Genomic DNA, 17,912 nt, shown 5'->3' with positions numbered 1-17,912 from the left:
GGGGGGGGCGCGGGCTCCAAGACCCCCAACGTTTTCTACGGCTGGGGCATCGCGGCCGCGCGGGCCGCGGTGACCACGTAGAGCTCGTGTCACGGGGGCCCGGGCCGGGCGGGGACACCCGCCCGGCCCGCTGCGTCCCTGCGGCAGGATCTCTTGTTCTGTGGGTGGCGGTGGCGGCGGTGCTCTTCGTCGTCGGGATGTTCGCCGAGGTGATCACGGCTTTCAGCAGCACCCTCGAACGCCGCTTCGTCGAAGCCGCGGGCGGGACGGTTCTGCGCGTCGGGCGCCTGGCCTCCTGGTGCGTGTCCTGGCCGGAGCTGCGCCATGAGGGTGACACCGACTTCTACAAGGCGCGCGTGGACAAGGCGGTCGCGAAGTGGACCGCCCGGGCCTCGGCCCCGGTCGAGCGACAGAAGCCACGACCGCCCGTGGAGTGTGCGATACCCATGCGGAAATACCGCGGTGTCGGCGGGTGGTACGTCGCCGAGGTGGCGCTCGCACAGGGATGGGAGCTGCGCCCCACGGACGTAGGAAAGGAAGTGCGGCTGTGGTGGTCGGCCGCGGCGAAGGGCGACTGAGTTCGACCCCTGGACTTGCCCGACCATGTGAAGGTTGGTGAAGATCTTGGGGTGACCTTGACAAGACCCACGCCAGGAGTGGCCGACGGCGACGGGCCCGTACGCCGCACCGGTGCGGGCCGGGCCGTCGCCGTCCTGGTCCTGGTGGCCCTGGCCGCGCTGATCCCGCTGCTCGGCCCGTCCACCGCGCTGCACGGCACCGGGGAGGCCGGCGCGCCCGGGGCGGGCGGCATCGCCCTGCTGCGCACGGTGCTGTTCGCGGCGCTGTGCGTACCGGTCGGCGAGCTGTTCGTGAACCGGCTTGCGCGTTCCGTGCCGGGCTCTGGGACGGCCCCTGGCCACGCCCCGGACGTGCCCCGCAGTTGGTCACCCTTCGCGGCCGTCGCCGGTTTCGTCGCCGCCCTCGCACTCGCCTCGGTCGTGGCCACGGGCAACCGTGTCCCGGGCGGTCTGTCGGAGCTGGACATCGGCGGGCTCTACGGGTCCAGGGACGGCACGCTCGCCCTGCTCGAGGTCAACGCGTTCCTCGTGGCGGGTCTGTGCGCCGTGTCGGGCCGGCCCGACAGGCAGATGTGGCCGCTGGCCGCCGTGATCGTCGCAGAGGCGCTGCGCGCGCACCCCCCGACCGAGCACAGCCCGCTGACCGGCTCCGGGCTGACGCTCGTCCACCTGACCTGCGCGGCACTGTGGGTGGGCGGTCTGCTGCACGCGCTGCGGACCCTGCGGTTGTGGCGCGGCCGGCGGGACCCGGGGGCGGGCGCGGCCCTGCTGGGCCTCTACGCGCGCGTGGCTGCCGTGCTGCTCGCCGCCATCACCGCGACGGGTGTGTGGAGTTCGCTGCGCCGGATGCCGCCGGGCACCATCGTGGAGCAGCTGACGGCCACGGCGTACGGGCGGGCCCTGCTCGCCAAGGTGCTGCTCGTGGCCGCCGTCGCCGCCCTCGCCCTGTGGGCCCGGAGCCGGCTGCGCCGGGCGGCCGATCCGCTGACGGCCTGTGCGCCGGCGCGGGCGGAGGTCGTGGCGCTGGGCCTGGTGGTCGCGGTGTCCGGACTGCTGACGGCCCTTCCGGTGCCCATCCGCTGGTGAGCCCCGGACGGAGTCCCGGCCGGTGAGCTTCAGACCGCGCGCATCTCGCCGTACGTCGCGGACGGTGCCCTGCGCGCGTTGAGCGCCCCCAGTGTGCCGCCGGCCAGCAGGGCCTGCGCGGCGATGTACGTGAGCATGATCCAGAAGTCCGGCCGGGGCAGCTGCGGCCAGTCGGCGACGCCGGTCGCGATGAGCGTGTCGGAGAGCAGGAACAGCGCGCCGCCGAGTCCGGCGTAGAGGCCGAGCCGGGTGGCGGACCCGTAGGCCATGGCCGTGAGCAGGAGGCTGTACCCGGCGACGGGCACGCGCAGGTCCGCGGGCAGGTCCGGCCACAGCAGCGCGACGGTGGTGACGAGGGCCGTGCCGTAGCCGAGGGCGAGGAGACCCGCACGCGCGCGTGGGACCGCGTTCCTGCTGCCGTACGTCCTGAAGAGGACGAGGTAGCAGACATGGCCCGCGGCGAAGGAGCCCATGCCGGCGAGGAAGGCCGGCTCGGCGTCGGACAGCAGCAGGACGTCCCCGCCCCAGCCGAACAGCAGGGCGGCCAGAAGCAGCCGGGGCGCCTTGCGCAGGGCGGCCCACAGGGCCAGGAGCGGCATCAGCAGGGGCTTGGCCACGGCGTGCCCGGCGTCGAAACCGGCCGCGAGGGAGACGAGGTCGACGGCGGCGGCGAGACCGAAGGCGGCGAGGAGGAGGCGGGCGGGGGTCACGCCGACGTGCTCTCACCGGCGTGGGTCGGGGCGGCCACGGGGTCCGTCGGCGGAGCCGTTTCCGTAGCCGCAGCCTCAGCCGTGGCCGTAGCCGTAGCCGTAGCCGTAGCCGTAGCCGTAGCCAGGGTCGCCGTCGGCGCGGGAGCGGGTGCGGGACCCCAGCCCGGGCCCCGGAACACGCGTCCCGCGCGCTCGCGCCAGCTGTGCGCCGCCTTCAAGTCCCTCGCGATGGCCACGTATTCGTGCGTCGCCACCCTCAGCAGGTTGTACGTGTCGATGTTCTTGGTCAGTCCGTACACGGGCCGCTCGGTCTCGGGGGCGAACGATCCGAACAGCCGGTCCCAGACGATGAGGATGCCGCCGAAGTTCCGGTCGAGGTAGCCGCCCTGGGAGGCGTGGTGGACGCGGTGGTGCGAGGGGGTGTTGAAGACGAACTCGAACCAGCGGGGCATCTTGTCGATCCGCTCGGTGTGGATCCAGAACTGGTAGACGAGGTTCGCGGAGGAGCAGAACGCGAGCGCGGCGGGGTGCACACCGGCGGCTATGAGGGGGACGTAGAAGGGCCACACCGTCAGGGACGTCCAGGGCTGGCGCAGCGCGGTGGTGAAGTTGAACTTCCGGCTGGAGTGGTGGACGACGTGGCAGGCCCACAGGACGCGGATGACGTGGTGACCTCGATGGGACCAGTAGTAGAAGAAGTCCTGCCCGAGCAGCATCAGCGGGACGGTCCACCACAGAACGGGCACGCGCAGGGGCGTGAGTTCGTAGAGGGCCGTGTAAATGGCGACGATCGGGATCTTCCACAGGAAATCGAAGACGAGACTGCCGAGGCCCATGCCGACGCTCGTGGCGGCGTCCTTCGCTTCGTAGCCCTCCGCGTCCTCGTCGGGGTGGAGACGGTAGCTCACCATCTCCACCACGGTGAGCAGCACAAAGGCGGGGATCGACCACAGCACGACATCGGGCAGGTTCGGCATGCAAGCACCGTAGGACTGCCGTCGTGCCCCGACTAGACGTTGTTACCCACAAGTATTACCGACGGTACGCGCTTGCTTCTTGGTGATCTCCGCCAATCGGAGTGACTGGGCGTCGGACAGACGTACGCCTCGCGAACGGACAGACCGGACAACACGCCTGAGGGAGTATCGGAAGGGCCGAGTGAGCGCACCTGGCGGGCGGTGGTGTCAGTCGTGGCCCGTATCCTCAGGGACCATGCTCGATGACCTGACGACCGCAGTGCCCTCTTCCACGTCATGGCCGGCCGCGTATCCCCAGGGGTACGCGGTCGTTGACGTGGAGACCACAGGTCTGGCCCGGGACGATCGCATCATCTCCGCGGCCGTCTACCGGCTCGACGCGCGCGGCGAGGTCGAGGACCACTGGTACTCGACGGTCAACCCGGAGCGTGACCCCGGCCCCGTGTGGATCCACGGACTGACGAGCGAGGCACTCGAGGGCGCGCCCCTCTTCCAGGACATCGCCGAGGAGTTCACGACCCGGCTCGAGGGGCGGGTGCTCGTCGCGCACAACGCCGTCTTCGACTGGCAGATGATCGCCCGGGAGTACGCGCGGGCGAAGCGCGAGGCACCGGTGCGGCAGCGGCTATGCACCATCGCGCTCTCCAAGGAGCTCGGGCTCCCACTGCCCAACCACAAGCTGGAGTCCCTCGCCGCGCACTTCGGCGTCGTCCAGCAGCGGGCGCACCACGCGCTGGACGACGCGCGCGTGCTGGCCGAGGCGTTCCGGCCCAGCCTCAGGGCCGCGGCGGCCAACGGGGTGCGGCTGCCGCTGCTGGAGTGCCGGCCGCTGACCGAGTGGTCGGACCGTCCCGCGACCCGCATCGGACAGCAGGCGGGCTACGGCGGCTACCGGCCGACCAGTTGGCGCCCGGCCCGCAAGCGGCCCGCCTGCCCCTATCCCAACCCGGGGCGGTACGAGGCGGGCGGGCGGCTCAAGCAGGGCATGCGGGTCGCCTTCTCGGGTGACACCTCTGTGGAGCGCGATCTGTTGGAGGACCGCGCGACCGAGGCCGGGCTGCACGTGGCCACCAGCCTGTCCCGGCTCACCAGCCTGCTCGTCACGAACGACCCGGACTCGGGCACGTCCAAGGTGGTCAAGGCGCGGCAGTTCGGCACGCCGGTCGTGGACGAGGCGGCGTTCGGGCAGCTCCTCGCGGACGTGGAGCCGGCGTCGGAGGGGTGACCGGGTGTACGGCGGCACCGGGGGGCGACCGTACGGACGGGTGATTGGGGGGCGACTCGCCCGGCACCCGCTCGCCCGGGCCGGGATGACGGCTCACCCTGTGGCGCATGGCGACCTGTGAGGTATGTGGCAATCAGTACGGAATGACCTTCGAGGTGCACGCGCAGGGCGCGGTGCACGTCTTCGACTGCTTCTCCTGCGCGATCCACCGCATGGCACCCATCTGCGAGCACTGCCGTGTACAGATCATCGGCCAGGGCGTGGAGGTCGAGGGCCACTGGTACTGCGGCGCGCACTGCGCACGCGCGGAGGGAAAGGCGGGAATTGTCGACAAGGTGTGAAACCGTACCCGCCTGATCGCACCCCACGACCGAGTTGTACGGTCGTGGGGTGTACCGCTTCCTGATGTCCCGGCAGTGGGTCATCCTCACGCTGATCGCCCTGCTTCTCATCCCCACGATGATCAGGCTGGGCATCTGGCAGATGCATCGCTACGAGGAGCGCACCGCCCGGAACCAGCGGGTCTCGGACGCGCTGGCGGCCGACCCGGTGCCCGTGGAGAAGCTGACCGGACCCGGGCACACCGTCACCAGCGCCGAGCGGTACCGCACCGTGACCGCGAAGGGCCGCTTCGACACGGAGGACGAGGTCGTCGTCCGCCGCCGCACCAACTCGGACGACGAGGTCGGCTACCACGTCCTCACCCCGTTCGTCCTCGACGACGGCAAGGTCCTGCTGGTCAACCGGGGCTGGATCCCCTCCGACGGCCCGAGCCAGACCACGTTCCCGAAGGTTCCCGCACCGCCGGCCGGCGAGGTCACCGTCACGGGGCGGCTGATGCCCGACGAGACGACCGAGGCGAGCGGCATCAAGAACCTCGAAGGGCTCCCGGACCGGCAGATCATGCTGATCAACAGCGCACAGGAGGCACGGCGCCTGGATGTCCGGGTGCTCGGCGGTTACATCGCCCAGACGGCACCCGAGCCGAAGGGCGACACCCCCGAGCTGCTCGGCAATCCGGGCAAGGAGGACGCCGCGCTCAACTACGCGTACGCCATCCAGTGGTGGCTGTTCGCCGCGGCCGTCCCGGTCGGCTGGGTGGTACTGGCCCGCCGCGAGGCCCGGGACCGGGCGCAGGCGGCGGCCGAGGACAGCGACGCGACGGAGACGGAGCCGGCGGCCGTGTGACCGCCGACCGCCCCACGGGCCGAGCCGGCAGCCACCCGCAGGCCACGTCAGCAGCGGCTCCCCCGCAGGCCCGCCCCTCGGGCCGTCGGCAGCAGCACCCCCGCAGACCCGACCCCGGGCCGTCAGCAGCAGCGCCCCCGCGGGCCCGATCCCCGGTCCATTGTGCGCAGCAGCTCGCGGACGTACCAGGCCACGGCCCGAGCACAGCGGACGGCCCTCATGAGCGGGCCCCTGCCAGGGACTCGGCCGGCTCCCCCGGCACCTCGATGCGGGACTCGACGTACGGCGCCTCGGAGATCGGCTGGGAGTCCGGGTTCCGGACCGCCCGTACGCACACCACCGCCGCGTTCACGAGCACCACGGCGACCAGCAGCAGGAACAGCGCGATCAGCACGCCGTCGACCGTGGAGTTGGTGACGACGGTCTGCATGTCGGCCGGGCTCTTGGCCGGCGGCAGGATCCGGCCGGCGTCGAGGGCGTCGGCGTAGCGGGCACGCTGGGCGAAGAAGCCCACCTTCGGGTCGTCCGCGAAGATCTTCTGCCAGCCGGCGGTGAAGGTGATGGCGACGACCCAGGCGAGCGGGACACCGGTGACCCAGGCCCAGCGCAGTTTCCCGGACTTGATCAGGACCGTGGTGCAGACGGCCAGGGCGATCGCGGCGAGGAGCTGGTTCGCGATGCCGAAGAGCGGGAAGAGCTGGTTGATTCCGCCGAGCGGGTCGGTGGCGCCGGTGTACAGGAAGTAGCCCCAGGCCGCGACGACCAGGGCGCTGCACAGCCAGATGCCGGGCTTCCAGTTGACCCGGCCGGCCGGCTTCCACACGTTGCCGAGCATGTCCTGGAGCATGAAGCGGCCGACCCGGGTGCCCGCGTCCACGGTCGTCAGGATGAACAGCGCCTCGAACATGATCGCGAAGTGGTACCAGAAGGCCTTCATCGCGGTGCCGCCGATGACCCCGGAGAAGATCTCCGACATGCCGACGGCCAGCGTCGGGGCTCCGCCGGTGCGGGCGATCAGCGTCTGTTCCTCGACGGCCTTGGCGGCCTGGGTCAGCTGGTCGGGGCTGATGGTGAAGCCGAGGCCGGCGACCGCCTGGGACGCCGACTCGGCCGTCGTGCCGAGGAGAGCAGCCGGGGCGTTCATGGCGTAGTAGAGGCCCGGCTCCAGGGTCGCGGCCGCGATCAGCGCCATGATCGCGACGAACGACTCCATCAGCATGGCGCCGTAGCCGATCATCCGGACCTGGGACTCCTTCTGGATCAGCTTCGGCGTGGTGCCGGAGGCGACCAGGGCGTGGAAGCCGGACAGCGCGCCGCAGGCGATGGTGATGAAGAGGAAGGGGAAGAGGGCGCCCGCGAAGACGGGTCCCGCGCCCGAGGAGGCGAAGTCGCTCACCGCGTCCGCGCGCAGCACCGGGGCGGCGACCACCACGCCCACGGCGAGCATGGCGATCGTGCCGATCTTCATGAAGGTGGAGAGGTAGTCGCGCGGCGCGAGCAGCATCCACACCGGCAGCACGGAGGCGACGAAGCCGTAGCCGACCAGGCAGAAGACGAGGGTCGTGGGGCTCAGGGTGAAGGCGGAGGCCAGCGAGGACTCCTGGATCCAGCTGCCCCCGACGATGGCGAGCAGCAGCAGCGCGACGCCGATCAGGCTGGTCTCGACGACCCGGCCCGGGCGGATGACGTGCAGCCAGAAGCCCATGAACAGGGCGATGGGGATGGTCATCGCGACGGAGAAGGTGCCCCACGGGGAGTGGGCGAGGGCATTGACGACGACCAGGGCCAGCACGCCCAGCAGGATGATCATGATGGCGAACACGGCGATCAGTGCGGCGGCCCCGCCCCACCGGCCGATCTCGTCCCGGGCCAGCTGCCCGAGCGACTTCCCGTCCCGTCGCATGGACAGGAACAGCACGACCATGTCCTGCACCGCGCCCGCGAAGATCACACCCGCCACGATCCACAGCGTCCCGGGCAGATAGCCCATCTGCGCCGCGAGCACCGGCCCCACCAGCGGTCCGGCGCCGGCGATCGCGGCGAAGTGGTGGCCGAGCAGCACCCGGCGGTCGGTGGGGTGGAAGTCGACGCCGTCCTCGAGGCGCTCGGCGGGGGTGGCCCGGCGGTCGTCGGGCCGGAGCACCCGCCGGGCGACGAAGCGGGAGTAGAAGCGGTAGGCGATGGCGTACGAGCCGAGCGCCGCGACGACCAGCCAGACGGCCGAGATCTCCTCGCCGCGGGCCAGGGCGAGGACGCCCCAGGCAATCGCGCCGAGCAGGGAGACGGCGGTCCAGAGCAGGAGGGACCGAGGGGGCATTCGTTGCTTTTCGGGCGCTGGACGGCCGGATTCGGGCAGGACTGATACGGGCATGGTGCTCCTCACCGTTGCGGTGGTGTGCGACAGGACCTGCGCGTGGGCCGGTGCGGGGGCGCTCCCCTGACCTGCGCACCTCTCCCGATCGCTGTCGGTCTGTGCAAGAGTTGCGCTCCCGCCGGAAGTGGATGACACGGCGTTCCCAGAAGATTTTTCGCCGGTTCCCTGTCCTCCGGACGGGCCGTCCGCGCAACTCTCGCGCAAGGGCACAGGCACACCACGGACGGAGACCCATGGCTGACGGCGCCATGACCGCGACGTTTCTCGCCGTGATCGGCGGGGCGTCGCTGCTCGCGGTCACCGCACGGCGGCTGCGTCCGGTGGACCGGCTGCCCTCCCTGGAGGGCTGGGCGCTGGCCGACCGCAGCCTGGGCCCCGGCTGGACCTGGCTGCTGCTCGGCGGCACGATCTTCACCGCGTACACCTTCACCGCCGTGCCCGGTCTTGCGTACGGCAACGGCGCGCCCGCCTTCTTCGCGGTGCCGTACACGGTGATCGTCTGCCCGCTCGCCTTCGTGCTGCTGAGCCGCCTGTGGAGCGTGGCCCGCCGGCACGGCTACGTCACCGTCGCCGACTTCGTACGGGGCCGCTACGGGTCGCCGCCGCTGGCCCTGGTGGTCGCGCTGACCGGGATCCTCGCGACGATGCCGTACCTGGCGCTGCAACTGATCGGCATCCGGGCGGTGCTGACCGCCGGGGGCGTCCATCCACGGGGCGTGGCCGGGGATCTGGTGCTGGTGGCGTTGTTCGCGGGGCTCGCGGTGGCCACGTACCGGCACGGGCTGCGCGCGCCCACGGTCATCTCGGCGCTGAAGGCGGTGGCCGTGTTCGTCTCGCTGACCGCCGTGACCTGGCTGGTCCTCGAACGCTTCGGCGGCCCCGGCCCGGTCTTCGACGGCGCCGCGGCGCGGCTGGGCGACCCGGCGCTGGTCCTGTCCCCCGCCCAGCAGCCCGCCTATGCCACCCTCGCCCTGGGCTCCGCCCTCGCCCTGCTGATGTACCCGCATGTGCTCACCGCCGGTTTCGCCGCCGACGGGCAGCGCACCCTGCGCAAGGTCTCGGTGGCGCTGCCCGCGTGGACCGGGCTGCTCGCGCTGTTCGGGTTCCTCGGCTTCGCCGCCCTCGCGGCAGGGGTGCGGGCGCCGCGCGGTGGTGCCGAGGCAGCCGTGCCGATGCTGGTCGACCGGCTGATGCCGGCGCCGCTGGCCGGGCTGGTGTTCGCCGCGATCGCCGTGGGCGCGCTCGTCCCGGCCGCGGTGATGTCGATCGCCGCGGCGACCAGCTTCGTCCGCAACGTCTACGTCCAGTACGTCCAGCCGACGGCCACGCCCAAGCGCCAGGTGCGCATCGCCAAGGCCGTTTCCATCACCGCGAAGGCGGGGGCCGTGGCGTTCGTGTTCTGGCTGCGCGACCAGGACGCCATCAACCTCCAGCTGCTCGGCGGCGTGTGGATCCTGCAGATCTTCCCGGCCGTCGCCGTCGGGCTGTTCACCGGTCGGCTGCATCCGCGGGCGCTGCTCGCCGGGTGGGCCGTGGGCATGGCGTCGGGGACGTACCTGGTGGTGCGCGAGGGGTTCTCCTCGATCGTGCCGCTCGGCACCGGCGCCGGGCCGCTGGAGATCTACGCCGGGCTCGCCGCCCTGCTGCTCAATCTGGCCGTCGCGGTGGCCGGCACCGCGGCGCTGACCCGCCTCGGCGTCCCGCGCGGCGCCGACTCGACCGACCTGCCGTCCCGCCTGACCGTCCGGCGACGCCCGGAGACCGGAGCGAACAACCCGTGAGACGCAGCCAGGTCTCCCCCACCGCGGCGCCGGCCGTGCCGACGCCCGCCGCCACGCCCGCCTCTTCGAGCTGCACTACTCCTCGATGCTGCGCCTCGCCGTCCTGCTGGGCGCCGACGACCCGGAGAACGTGGTGGCCGAGGCGTACTACCAGATCTACCGCAAGTGGCGGCGCCTGCGGGACGCGGCCGCGGCGGAGGCGTATCTGCGGTCCACGGTCTGCAATCTGACGCGGATGCGGATACGCCACCTCCAGGTCGCCCGCCGGCACGAGGAGAACCCGCCGAGCCCGCCGGACGAGATGGTCGCCTCCGCCGAGCACACCGCGCTGCTGCGCGACGACCAGCGCGTGCTCATCGACGCGCTCCAGCAGTTGCCGCCCCGGCAGCGTGAGGCGCTGGTGCTGCGGCACTGGCTCGGTCTGAAGGAGAGCGAGACAGCCGCCGCGATGGGGAGCTCCGGTGGCTCGGTCAAGACACACACGGCATGCGGCATCGCCGCCCTGACCCAGGCGATGGAGGCCCGGCGATGAAGGACACCAGCCCGGACCGGACCGGCCACGGCCGCACCGAACGCGAGCTGCGCGAGGCACTCGAGGCCCTGGCCGGCGGGGTGCTCCCCGACCCCGACGCCTACCGCACGGCACGCGGCGAGTGGCTGCGGCGCGAACGCCGTCGGCGGCTCGTGCTCGCCGTGCTGATCGCGGTCGTCTTCGCCCTGGCCACGCTGATCGGTCTGTGGGTGCTCAACGCGCCGTCGGATCCCGGTGTCATCTTCTCCGGCACCGGCTCCCGCGCCGCCGAGGGCCCGTCACTCACCCGGCTCCACCCCTGATTGCAGGCCCGACTTGCCGGGAACCCGCACTCCGTGCATACCGGTATCGAGGACTACGCGCTCGTCGGTGACGAACAGACCGCGGCCCTGGTCGGCATGGACGGCTCCGTCGACTGGCTGTGCCTGCCCCGCTTCGACTCGGCCGCCTGCTTCGCCAAGCTGCTCGGCGACGAGGACAACGGCTACTGGCGCATCGCCCCCGTGGGGGCGGACCGGTGCACCCGGCGCGCCTACCGCCGCGACACCCTCGTCCTGGACACCGAGTGGGAGACCGAGCAGGGGGCGGTCCGTGTCACCGACCTGATGCCCCAGCGCGACCAGGCCCCCGACCTCGTACGGATCGTCGAGGGACTGGAGGGCGAGGTGACGCTCCACAGCGTCCTCAAGCTGCGCTTCGACTACGGCTCGATCGTTCCGTGGATGCGCCGGTCCGACGGCCATCGCGTCGCCGTGGCCGGCCCGGACTCCACCTGGCTGCGCAGTGAGCCCGAGGTGCGCAGCTGGGGCGAGGACTTCGGAACACACGCGGAGTTCACGGTCGCCAAGGGCGAGAAGGTCGCGTTCGTCATGACCTGGCACCCCTCCCACGAGTCGCGCCCGCCGCTCGTCGACCCGTTCGACGCGCTGCGCCACAGTGTCGAGGACTGGCGGGCCTGGGTGTCGCGCTGCCGCTACCAGGGGCCGTACCGGGACGCCGTCGTCCGCTCCCTGATCACCCTCAAGGCGCTCACCTACGCCCCGACCGGCGGCATCGTCGCCGCCCTCACCACCTCACTGCCCGAGGAGCCGGGCGGGGTGCGCAACTGGGACTACCGCTACTGCTGGCTGCGCGACTCCACCCTCACCCTGGGCGCGCTGCTTGCGGCGGGCTACCAGGACGAGGCCGAGGCCTGGCGGAACTGGCTGCTGCGCGCGGTCGCGGGCGACCCGGCCGACCTGCAGATCATGTACGGCCTGGCGGGCGAGCGGCGGCTGCCCGAGTCCGAGCTGCCGTGGCTGTCCGGCTTCGCCGGGTCCACGCCCGTCCGGATCGGGAACGACGCCGTGAACCAGCTCCAGCTGGACGTCTACGGCGAGGTCATGGACTCCCTGTCGCTGGCCCGCGAGTCGGGCCTGTCGGCCCAGCCGGACGTGTGGGCGCTGCAGACGGCCCTGATGGACTTCCTGCGGACCCACTGGCGCCAGCCCGACGAGGGGCTGTGGGAGGTGCGCGGCGGACGGCGCCAGTTCGTGCACTCGAAGGTGATGGTATGGGTGGCCGCCGACCGTGCCGTACGCACCCTGGAGCGCCATCCGGAGCTGGACGGCGACCTGGAGGGCTGGCGCGTGCTGCGCGACGAGGTGCACCGCGAGGTGTGCGAGCGGGGCTACGACCCCGAACGCAACACCTTCACGCAGTCCTACGGCTCAAGCGAACTGGACGCGGCGCTGCTGCTCATCCCGCGCGTCGGTTTCCTGCCGCCCGACGACCCGCGGGTGATCGGCACCATCGACGCGATCCGCGCGGAGCTGGACCACCGCGGCCTCCTGCTCCGCTACACGACCGACGACGCGGACGTGGACGGCCTGCCCGGCTCCGAGGGCACCTTCGTGGTGTGCTCGTTCTGGCTCGCGGACGCCCTGTTCATGACGGGCCGTACGAAGGAGGCCCGCGCGCTGTTCGAGCGGCTGGTGGGTCTCGCCAACGACGTCGGCCTGCTGTCCGAGGAGTTCGACCCGGTGACCGGCCGGCAGCTCGGCAACTTCCCGCAGGCGTTCAGCCACATCGGCCTCGTGAACACCGCCCTCGCCCTGTTCGGTGCGGAGGGGGCAGGATAGGGACCATGGATCTTGGACTGAAGGACCGGGTGTACGTCGTCACCGGGGCCACGCGAGGCCTCGGCAACGCTTCCGCGCGCGAGCTGGTCGCGGACGGGGCGAAGGTGGTCGTCTCGGGCAGGGACGAGAAGAGCGTCGCCGAGACGGCGGACGCGCTCGGCCCGAACGCGGTCGGGGTGGCCGTCGACAACGCCGACCCCGAGGCGGCGGCCCGGCTGATCGGGGCCGCGCGGGAGAACTTCGGGCGCTTCAACGGTGTCCTGATCAGCGTGGGCGGTCCGCCGGCCGGGTTCGTCGCCGACAACACGGACGAGCAGTGGCAGGCGGCGTTCGAGTCGGTGTTCCTCGGTGCCGTACGGCTGGCCCGCGCCGCGGCCTCCGAGCTGGAGGCCGGGGGTGTCATCGGGTTCGTGCTGTCCGGGTCGGTGTACGAGCCGATTCCGGGGCTGACCATCTCGAACGGGCTGCGGCCCGGGCTCGCGGGGTTCGCCAAGTCGCTGTCGGAGGAGCTGGGGCCGCGGGGGATCCGGGTGGTCGGGGTGCTGCCCGGGCGTATCGACACGGACCGCGTACGCCAGCTGGACGGGTTGTCGGCGGATCCCGAGGCGACCAGGGCGGCTTCGGAGTCGCGCATTCCGTTGCGGCGGTACGGGGCGCCCGAAGAGTTCGGGCGGGTGGCCGCGTTCTTGTTGTCGCCGGCTGCTTCCTATCTGACCGGGGTCATGGTGCCGGTCGACGGGGGAGCACGGCACGGGTTCTGAGAGCGTCGTAGCCGTCTGCGGGTTCGTGGGGGCTGGTCGCGCAGTTCCCCGCGCCCCTGAGTTGGTCGTACTCAACTCACTCTTTCCGCACGGTGCTTGACGCCCCGCAGTCTCACCTCCGCCGGAAGTGCGGCGAGGCCCGCCGATGTCCTGGCGTGGGCCAGGGCGCCGGTCGTCAGGTCGTGCAGGGCCGTTCCCGGGTCCACGTGCGGTTCCAGCGCGAGCCGTACGCGGGCCTCGGGAGCGGCACGGCGGCCCGTCAGGCGGGCGTCGGCGCGGTCCACGCCGTCGGCCCGTTCCGCCTCCTGGGCGAGGGCGCTCTCCAGGGCACGGCCACGCAGCAGCGCGCCGTCACCGTCGCCGGTGTCGACGAGGACCTCGGCGAGGCGGCGCCGGCGGAGCACGGCGACGAACCACCACAGGGCGAGCAGCAGAAGGACGGCGAGCACGGCGATGACGGTCGGCCACCACCAGCCGTCCTCCCGCCAGCGCGTGCGTTCGGCCTCGCTCAGCAGGACGTCGTGCCGGCTGTCGTGGATCCACCACGAGGGTGCCGGGGCGCCGAGGCCGACGGCCAGCACCGAGCCGCCCACCACCAGCAGGACGACGCCCACCAGCCCGATGATCACACGGTTGACGATCCGGAGCACCGCCGTCACCCCTTCCGGCCGGGCCGCCGGACGTGCACCGACACCGCGGGCGGCCGGGACAGCCCCAGTCCGCTGACCGCGTCGGTGAGCACGGCGTCCAGTTCGGTTCGTACCTCGTCCAGTTCACGGAAATGCGACGCGGCGCGGACCTTGGCCCGGGTCCGGCGCATCCGGACGTCCACGGACTGCACGCCGGACACCTCCATGGCCCGGTCACGCAGCGCGGACGCGGCGGCGTCGCGGTGCAGTCCGGCGCGTACGTCGGCGTGCGCGCGCCGCATCGGGAGCACGGCCCGCAGGCCGGGCGTGGCGGCCAGGACAAGCAGCCAGAGCCCGAGGGCGGCGGCGACCCCGGCCCCGACGAGCACCCAGATGTCGTCCAGGGGCCGTTCGGCGAGCTGCCGGGCGAGTTCCCGGCGCCAGCTCATGACGGGCCGGTCGGCGCGCACGGACGCGATGTCGTAGAGGAACAGTCCGGCGAGGCCCAGGAGCAGCAGCGCGACGATGCCGGCGGGGACGCGGCGCGCCGACCAGAAGCGGCCTTCGCCTCCGTCCTCGCCGTCGGGTGCGGGCGGCGGTCCGTCGGCATCCGCGGGCGAGGACGGGCCAAGTCCGTCGCCGGTCTCCGACGTGTCGACGACCGGCAGGCGCTGGGTGGTGCCCTCCTCGGACTCGGGCGGTTCGGCCGGATCGGTGCCCCGGGGTTCGCTCATCGCGTCCTCCCCTGTGCCGCGCCGGGCCCGGCGACCAGGTGCAGCCGCTCCACCTGGACGACGACTTCCGGCACGTCCATGCCCGCCAGGGTGCCCACCCGCTCGACGACTTGGCGGCGCACCTGGCGGCAGCGGTCGCCGACGTCGCAGGGGTAGTCGAGTTCGATGTGCACCCGGACGTGGGCGGCCTCGTGGTGGACGACCACGCTGGCGGACGGCCGGTCGGCGTCGGGCGGCAGTGTCCCGACGGCCTCGCGGGCCGCCTGCGAGGCGATCTTCGCGACCACCCGGTCGGCGATCCGGGTCGCGCCGCGCTCGCCCGGCGGGACGGCGGTCATGGGTCTGTCGAGCTCACCGGCCCCCGCACTCACGGTCGTCACCGCCGCCGTTCGTGACGTGGACGGAAGAAGTCGCCGAAGTCCATGTCCCCGTCCAGGAACCGGCCGACGACGAAGCCGACGGCGCCCAGCGCCGCCACCAGCAGGAAGGCGCCGAAACCGCCGAAGTATCCGGCGAATGCCAACGCCATGCCGGCGATCATGCCGACCACGGCCATGCTCATGCGCTCCTCAGCTCCTCAGCCGCTGTGTTGTCCGGTGCCCCGTGCCTCACTGGATCCGCCGCTCCGGTTCCTCTTCCTCCTCGTCCGGCAGCTTCACGTCGCTCACCGCGATGTTGACCTCGACGACCTCGAGGCCGGTCATCCGCTCGACGGCGGTGATGACGTTCTCCCGTACGTCGCGGGCGACATCGGCGATCGACACGCCGTAGTCGACGACGATCTCCAGGTCGAGGGCCGCCTGCACCTCGCCGACCTCGGCCTTCACCCCGCGTGTCACGGACTTGGCGCCGCCGGGTACGCGGTCGCGCACGGCTCCGAAGGTGCGTGAGATGCCGCTGCCCATGGCGTGCACGCCGTCCACGTCGCGTGCGGCGAGCCCGGCGATCTTCTCCACCACGCCGTCCGCGATCGTCGTACGCCCGCGGGAGCCCGGGTCTCCCCCGGCACGCTTGGCCAACGGACTCCGGCGCGCCGCCGACGTCTCGGACTCCCCGCCCCGGTTCTCGGTCATGTCAGTCATCACCGCACGTCCTTTTCGGTTGTCGTCCTTCGACCACCGTAAGCACGGTTGCGTGGTAGCGCGCCCTTGATGCGGCAGGCTGGAGGAATGACGGCCGATCGTTGGACGCGGGCAGTGAGACATCAGCTGGGCCTCGGCAGGCTCCTGCCGCTGGGTGATGCGCGGGACGGAGCGTGGATCGCCGAGCAGGCGGCAGAGGCGGTGCTGCGGCGCGCGGCTCGGGGCGCTCCGGGTGTGCGCCTCGACGCGCTCCGTGTCGCGCTCGCCGACCCGGCGGACACCGGGGAGCCGGCCGTACCTGCCCCGCCGAGTGCGCAGCCGCCCGGACCGCTGCGGGTGACGGCGGACTTCGCGGCCACTGCCTCGCAGCCGCTGCCGGCGACGGCGTCGCTGCTGCGGGCGACGCTGGCGACCGCCGCGACTCAGGGGCTGGGTCTGGCGGTGTCGGAGGTGGACCTGCGCGTGACGGGGCTGCTGGACGAGGAGCCGGAGCCCGGGCCCGCCGTACGTCTTCCCGAACCGCCTCGGGCCGCGCGGCCCGAGGGCGGTGACGAGGGGCGCGTCGCTGCCGCCGCGCTCGAGGTCCCGGGAGTGCTCCACCTCACCGCCGCGCTGGGCCACCCGGTGCACATCGAGGAACTGCCGGGCGAGGCGGCGCTGCCGCACCGTCATGTCCGGCTGGAACTCGCGGTGGGCGCGGACCACCAGGCCCGTGAGGTGGCCCGAGCGGTCCGCACGGCGGTGCGCAGGACACTGCCGGACCACCCGACGGTGGCGGTCCTGGTGAGCGGGATCGGCTGAGGGAGCCTCAGTCCCCGATGCCCGCGAGATCCCGCAGCCGGCGGGCCTGGGCCTGGCGTTCCGCGCCGCGCTGGGCCTCGTAGGTGCGGTCCTGGGCGCCGCGCAGCAGCGCCTTGGTCTCGACGACGGCGTCGCGGGGCGCGGCGAGCACCGCCGAGACGAGGTCGCGGACGGTGTCGTCGAGCTGGTCGGCGGGCACGGCCACATTGGCCAGGCCGGTGTTCACGGCCTCCTCGGCCGTGACGAAGCGCCCGGTCACGCAGATCTCCAGCGCGCGGGCGTATCCCACGAGGCCCACCAGGGGATGCGTGCCCGTCAGATCGGGCACGAGTCCGAGGCTGGTCTCGCGCATGGCGAACTGCACGTCGTCGGCAACGACGCGCAGGTCGCAGGCGAGGGCGAGCTGGAAGCCCGCACCGACGGCATGCCCCTGGACGGCGGCGACGGAGACGATGTCGCTGCGCCGCCACCAGGCGAACGCCTCCTGGTACTCGGCGATGGTCGCGTCCAGCTCGGCGTCGTCACCACGCGCGAGGTCGATGAACGACGGTTCCCCGTCGAAGCCCTCGGGCGTGAACGCCTGCCGGTCGAGGCCGGCCGAGAAGGACTTGCCCTCGGCCCGCAGCACCACGACACGGACGGAGCCCGGCAGCTGCCGACCGGCCTCGGTCAGCGCCCGCCACAGAGCGGGGCTCTGCGCGTTGCGCTTGGCCGGGTTGGTCAGCGTCACCGTGGCGATCGCGTCGTCGACGGTGAGCCGTACGCCGTCCTTGTCGAGTACGGGAACGAGGTCCTTGTCGGGCGAAGCCATGGACGCCTCCGATGTGTGCGGTCAGCTAAGTGACTGCACAGTAACCACCCGGTCGATCAGCCGACCGACCGGGTGGCCACCATCGAAGCCGAGGGGCCACCCGGGGTCAGGCCGTGGCCTTTTTGCCCCGGGTCGCCCCGCCACGCCCTCGCAGCGTGACACCCGACTCACTGAGCATGCGGTGCACAAAGCCATACGAGCGGCCGGTCTCCTCGGCCAACGCCCGGATGCTCGCACCGGCGTCGTACTTCTTCTTCAGGTCTGCCGCGAGCTTGTCGCGCGCGGCGCCGGTCACCCGGCTGCCCTTCTTCAGAGTCTCGGCCACCCGTGCCTCCTCATGGGAAGTGCGCTCTGGTCTCCTCATGATCACCCCTCCGGGCCTTGATGGCCACCCATTCGGCAAGGTCCGTGAGACAAGGTTGTGACGACGGGAGCACATCCCCACATCCGGAATGCGGAATTCCGAAGAGTGGCGCCCGTACGGCCGAACGGATTGTCCCGGGAAATGCCAGGTCAGAAAGGC

General features: G+C 72.2%; 21 protein-coding genes. 11 read left to right on the top strand and 10 right to left on the bottom strand.

The features are described 5' to 3' along the window. Positions 1-164 precede the first annotated feature (164 nt). Together ACWIF2_RS19140 and ACWIF2_RS19135 are read left to right on the top strand one after the other, a co-directional pair. Positions 165-578: a hypothetical protein gene (locus ACWIF2_RS19140; RefSeq protein WP_454361686.1), complete on the top strand. Its 414-nt coding sequence runs from the start codon at positions 165-167 to the stop codon at positions 576-578. Positions 579-629: 51 nt separating this feature from the next. Continuing rightward, a complete protein-coding gene (locus ACWIF2_RS19135) occupies positions 630-1,664 on the top strand; it encodes a CopD family protein (protein WP_454361685.1) in 1,035 nt (344 codons plus the stop codon). 29 nt (positions 1,665-1,693) lie between these two features. Here the strand turns inward: ACWIF2_RS19135 and ACWIF2_RS19130 are convergent, their stop codons facing one another. Beyond that, entirely contained in the window at positions 1,694-2,374 is a 681-nt protein-coding gene (locus ACWIF2_RS19130; RefSeq protein WP_454361684.1) for a lysoplasmalogenase, read from the bottom strand. Beyond that, on the bottom strand, positions 2,371-3,351 hold the full coding sequence (locus ACWIF2_RS19125) for a sterol desaturase family protein (protein ID WP_454361683.1): 981 nt from the start codon (positions 3,349-3,351) through the stop codon (positions 2,371-2,373). The genes ACWIF2_RS19130 and ACWIF2_RS19125 overlap by 4 nt, the downstream gene beginning before the upstream one ends. Positions 3,352-3,586: 235 nt before the next feature. Between ACWIF2_RS19125 and ACWIF2_RS19120 the strand changes: the two genes are divergently transcribed. The 3 genes from ACWIF2_RS19120 to ACWIF2_RS19110 all read left to right on the top strand — a co-directional run bounded on the left by ACWIF2_RS19120 (position 3,587) and on the right by ACWIF2_RS19110 (position 5,764). Further along, positions 3,587-4,576, top strand: coding sequence for a DEDDh family exonuclease (locus ACWIF2_RS19120; RefSeq protein WP_454361682.1), 990 nt, complete (start codon positions 3,587-3,589; stop codon positions 4,574-4,576). 107 nt (positions 4,577-4,683) lie between these two features. Then, complete coding sequence (locus ACWIF2_RS19115; RefSeq protein WP_078615365.1) at positions 4,684-4,917, top strand: hypothetical protein; 234 nt, start codon at positions 4,684-4,686, stop codon at positions 4,915-4,917. 49 nt (positions 4,918-4,966) lie between these two features. Beyond that, positions 4,967-5,764 (top strand): SURF1 family cytochrome oxidase biogenesis protein, encoded by a 798-nt coding sequence (locus ACWIF2_RS19110; protein ID WP_454361681.1) that lies wholly within the window; start codon positions 4,967-4,969, stop codon positions 5,762-5,764. A 217-nt stretch (positions 5,765-5,981) separates the two neighbouring features. On the opposite strand, the gene ACWIF2_RS19105 is transcribed toward ACWIF2_RS19110, so the two are convergent. Next, positions 5,982-8,135, bottom strand: a complete 2,154-nt coding sequence (locus ACWIF2_RS19105) for a carbon starvation CstA family protein (RefSeq protein ID WP_454361680.1) — start codon at positions 8,133-8,135, stop codon at positions 5,982-5,984. A gap of 236 nt (positions 8,136-8,371) precedes the next feature. Between ACWIF2_RS19105 and ACWIF2_RS19100 the strand changes: the two genes are divergently transcribed. The 5 genes from ACWIF2_RS19100 (at position 8,372) to ACWIF2_RS19080 (ending at position 13,332) form a co-directional block, all read left to right on the top strand. Continuing rightward, the gene (locus ACWIF2_RS19100) at positions 8,372-9,919 is read left to right on the top strand and encodes a sodium:solute symporter family protein (RefSeq protein ID WP_454361679.1); all 1,548 of its coding nucleotides are present in this window, start codon (positions 8,372-8,374) and stop codon (positions 9,917-9,919) included. Between the two features lie 70 nt (positions 9,920-9,989). Then, positions 9,990-10,451 carry a sigma-70 family RNA polymerase sigma factor gene (locus tag ACWIF2_RS19095; RefSeq protein ID WP_454361687.1) on the top strand — a complete coding sequence of 154 codons (462 nt, stop codon included), beginning with the start codon at positions 9,990-9,992 and terminating at the stop codon, positions 10,449-10,451. Then, positions 10,448-10,753 (top strand): hypothetical protein, encoded by a 306-nt coding sequence (locus ACWIF2_RS19090; protein ID WP_454361678.1) that lies wholly within the window; start codon positions 10,448-10,450, stop codon positions 10,751-10,753. The genes ACWIF2_RS19095 and ACWIF2_RS19090 overlap by 4 nt, the downstream gene beginning before the upstream one ends. A 33-nt stretch (positions 10,754-10,786) precedes the next feature. Further along, the gene (locus ACWIF2_RS19085; protein WP_454361677.1) at positions 10,787-12,571 is read left to right on the top strand and encodes a glycoside hydrolase family 15 protein; all 1,785 of its coding nucleotides are present in this window, start codon (positions 10,787-10,789) and stop codon (positions 12,569-12,571) included. Between the two features lie 5 nt (positions 12,572-12,576). After that, a complete protein-coding gene (locus tag ACWIF2_RS19080; protein WP_184599700.1) occupies positions 12,577-13,332 on the top strand; it encodes an SDR family oxidoreductase in 756 nt (251 codons plus the stop codon). A gap of 71 nt (positions 13,333-13,403) precedes the next feature. Here the strand turns inward: ACWIF2_RS19080 and amaP are convergent, their stop codons facing one another. Genes amaP through ACWIF2_RS19055 form a run of 5 tightly spaced genes read right to left on the bottom strand, consistent with a single transcriptional unit; the run spans position 13,404 to position 15,777 of the window. Continuing rightward, positions 13,404-13,991 (bottom strand): alkaline shock response membrane anchor protein AmaP, encoded by a 588-nt coding sequence (gene amaP / locus ACWIF2_RS19075; RefSeq protein WP_454361676.1) that lies wholly within the window; start codon positions 13,989-13,991, stop codon positions 13,404-13,406. After that, a complete protein-coding gene (locus ACWIF2_RS19070) occupies positions 13,988-14,695 on the bottom strand; it encodes a DUF6286 domain-containing protein (RefSeq protein WP_454361675.1) in 708 nt (235 codons plus the stop codon). Before ACWIF2_RS19070 ends, amaP begins: the two co-directional genes overlap by 4 nt. Then, a complete protein-coding gene (locus ACWIF2_RS19065; RefSeq protein ID WP_454361674.1) occupies positions 14,692-15,075 on the bottom strand; it encodes an Asp23/Gls24 family envelope stress response protein in 384 nt (127 codons plus the stop codon). The genes ACWIF2_RS19070 and ACWIF2_RS19065 overlap by 4 nt, the downstream gene beginning before the upstream one ends. Further along, a complete protein-coding gene (locus tag ACWIF2_RS19060) occupies positions 15,072-15,257 on the bottom strand; it encodes a hypothetical protein (RefSeq protein ID WP_382499823.1) in 186 nt (61 codons plus the stop codon). Before ACWIF2_RS19060 ends, ACWIF2_RS19065 begins: the two co-directional genes overlap by 4 nt. Before the next feature lie 46 nt (positions 15,258-15,303). Next, the gene (locus ACWIF2_RS19055; protein WP_382499821.1) at positions 15,304-15,777 is read right to left on the bottom strand and encodes an Asp23/Gls24 family envelope stress response protein; all 474 of its coding nucleotides are present in this window, start codon (positions 15,775-15,777) and stop codon (positions 15,304-15,306) included. 87 nt (positions 15,778-15,864) lie between these two features. Here ACWIF2_RS19055 and ACWIF2_RS19050 point away from each other — a divergent pair, with 87 nt between their 5' ends. Further along, positions 15,865-16,578, top strand: coding sequence for a nucleopolyhedrovirus P10 family protein (locus tag ACWIF2_RS19050; protein WP_454361673.1), 714 nt, complete (start codon positions 15,865-15,867; stop codon positions 16,576-16,578). Between the two features lie 7 nt (positions 16,579-16,585). Here ACWIF2_RS19050 and ACWIF2_RS19045 read toward each other — a convergent pair whose 3' ends face one another. Together ACWIF2_RS19045 and ACWIF2_RS19040 are read right to left on the bottom strand one after the other, a co-directional pair. After that, positions 16,586-17,389 carry an enoyl-CoA hydratase/isomerase family protein gene (locus tag ACWIF2_RS19045; protein ID WP_454361672.1) on the bottom strand — a complete coding sequence of 268 codons (804 nt, stop codon included), beginning with the start codon at positions 17,387-17,389 and terminating at the stop codon, positions 16,586-16,588. Between the two features lie 106 nt (positions 17,390-17,495). Continuing rightward, positions 17,496-17,714, bottom strand: a complete 219-nt coding sequence (locus tag ACWIF2_RS19040) for a helix-turn-helix domain-containing protein (protein WP_010037790.1) — start codon at positions 17,712-17,714, stop codon at positions 17,496-17,498. Positions 17,715-17,912 lie beyond the last annotated feature (198 nt).

Source organism: Streptomyces sp. NPDC055506, from assembly GCF_053643595.1.
Note: the sequence above shows the minus strand (reverse complement) of the source record. Positions and strands in the feature narration are given on the sequence as shown.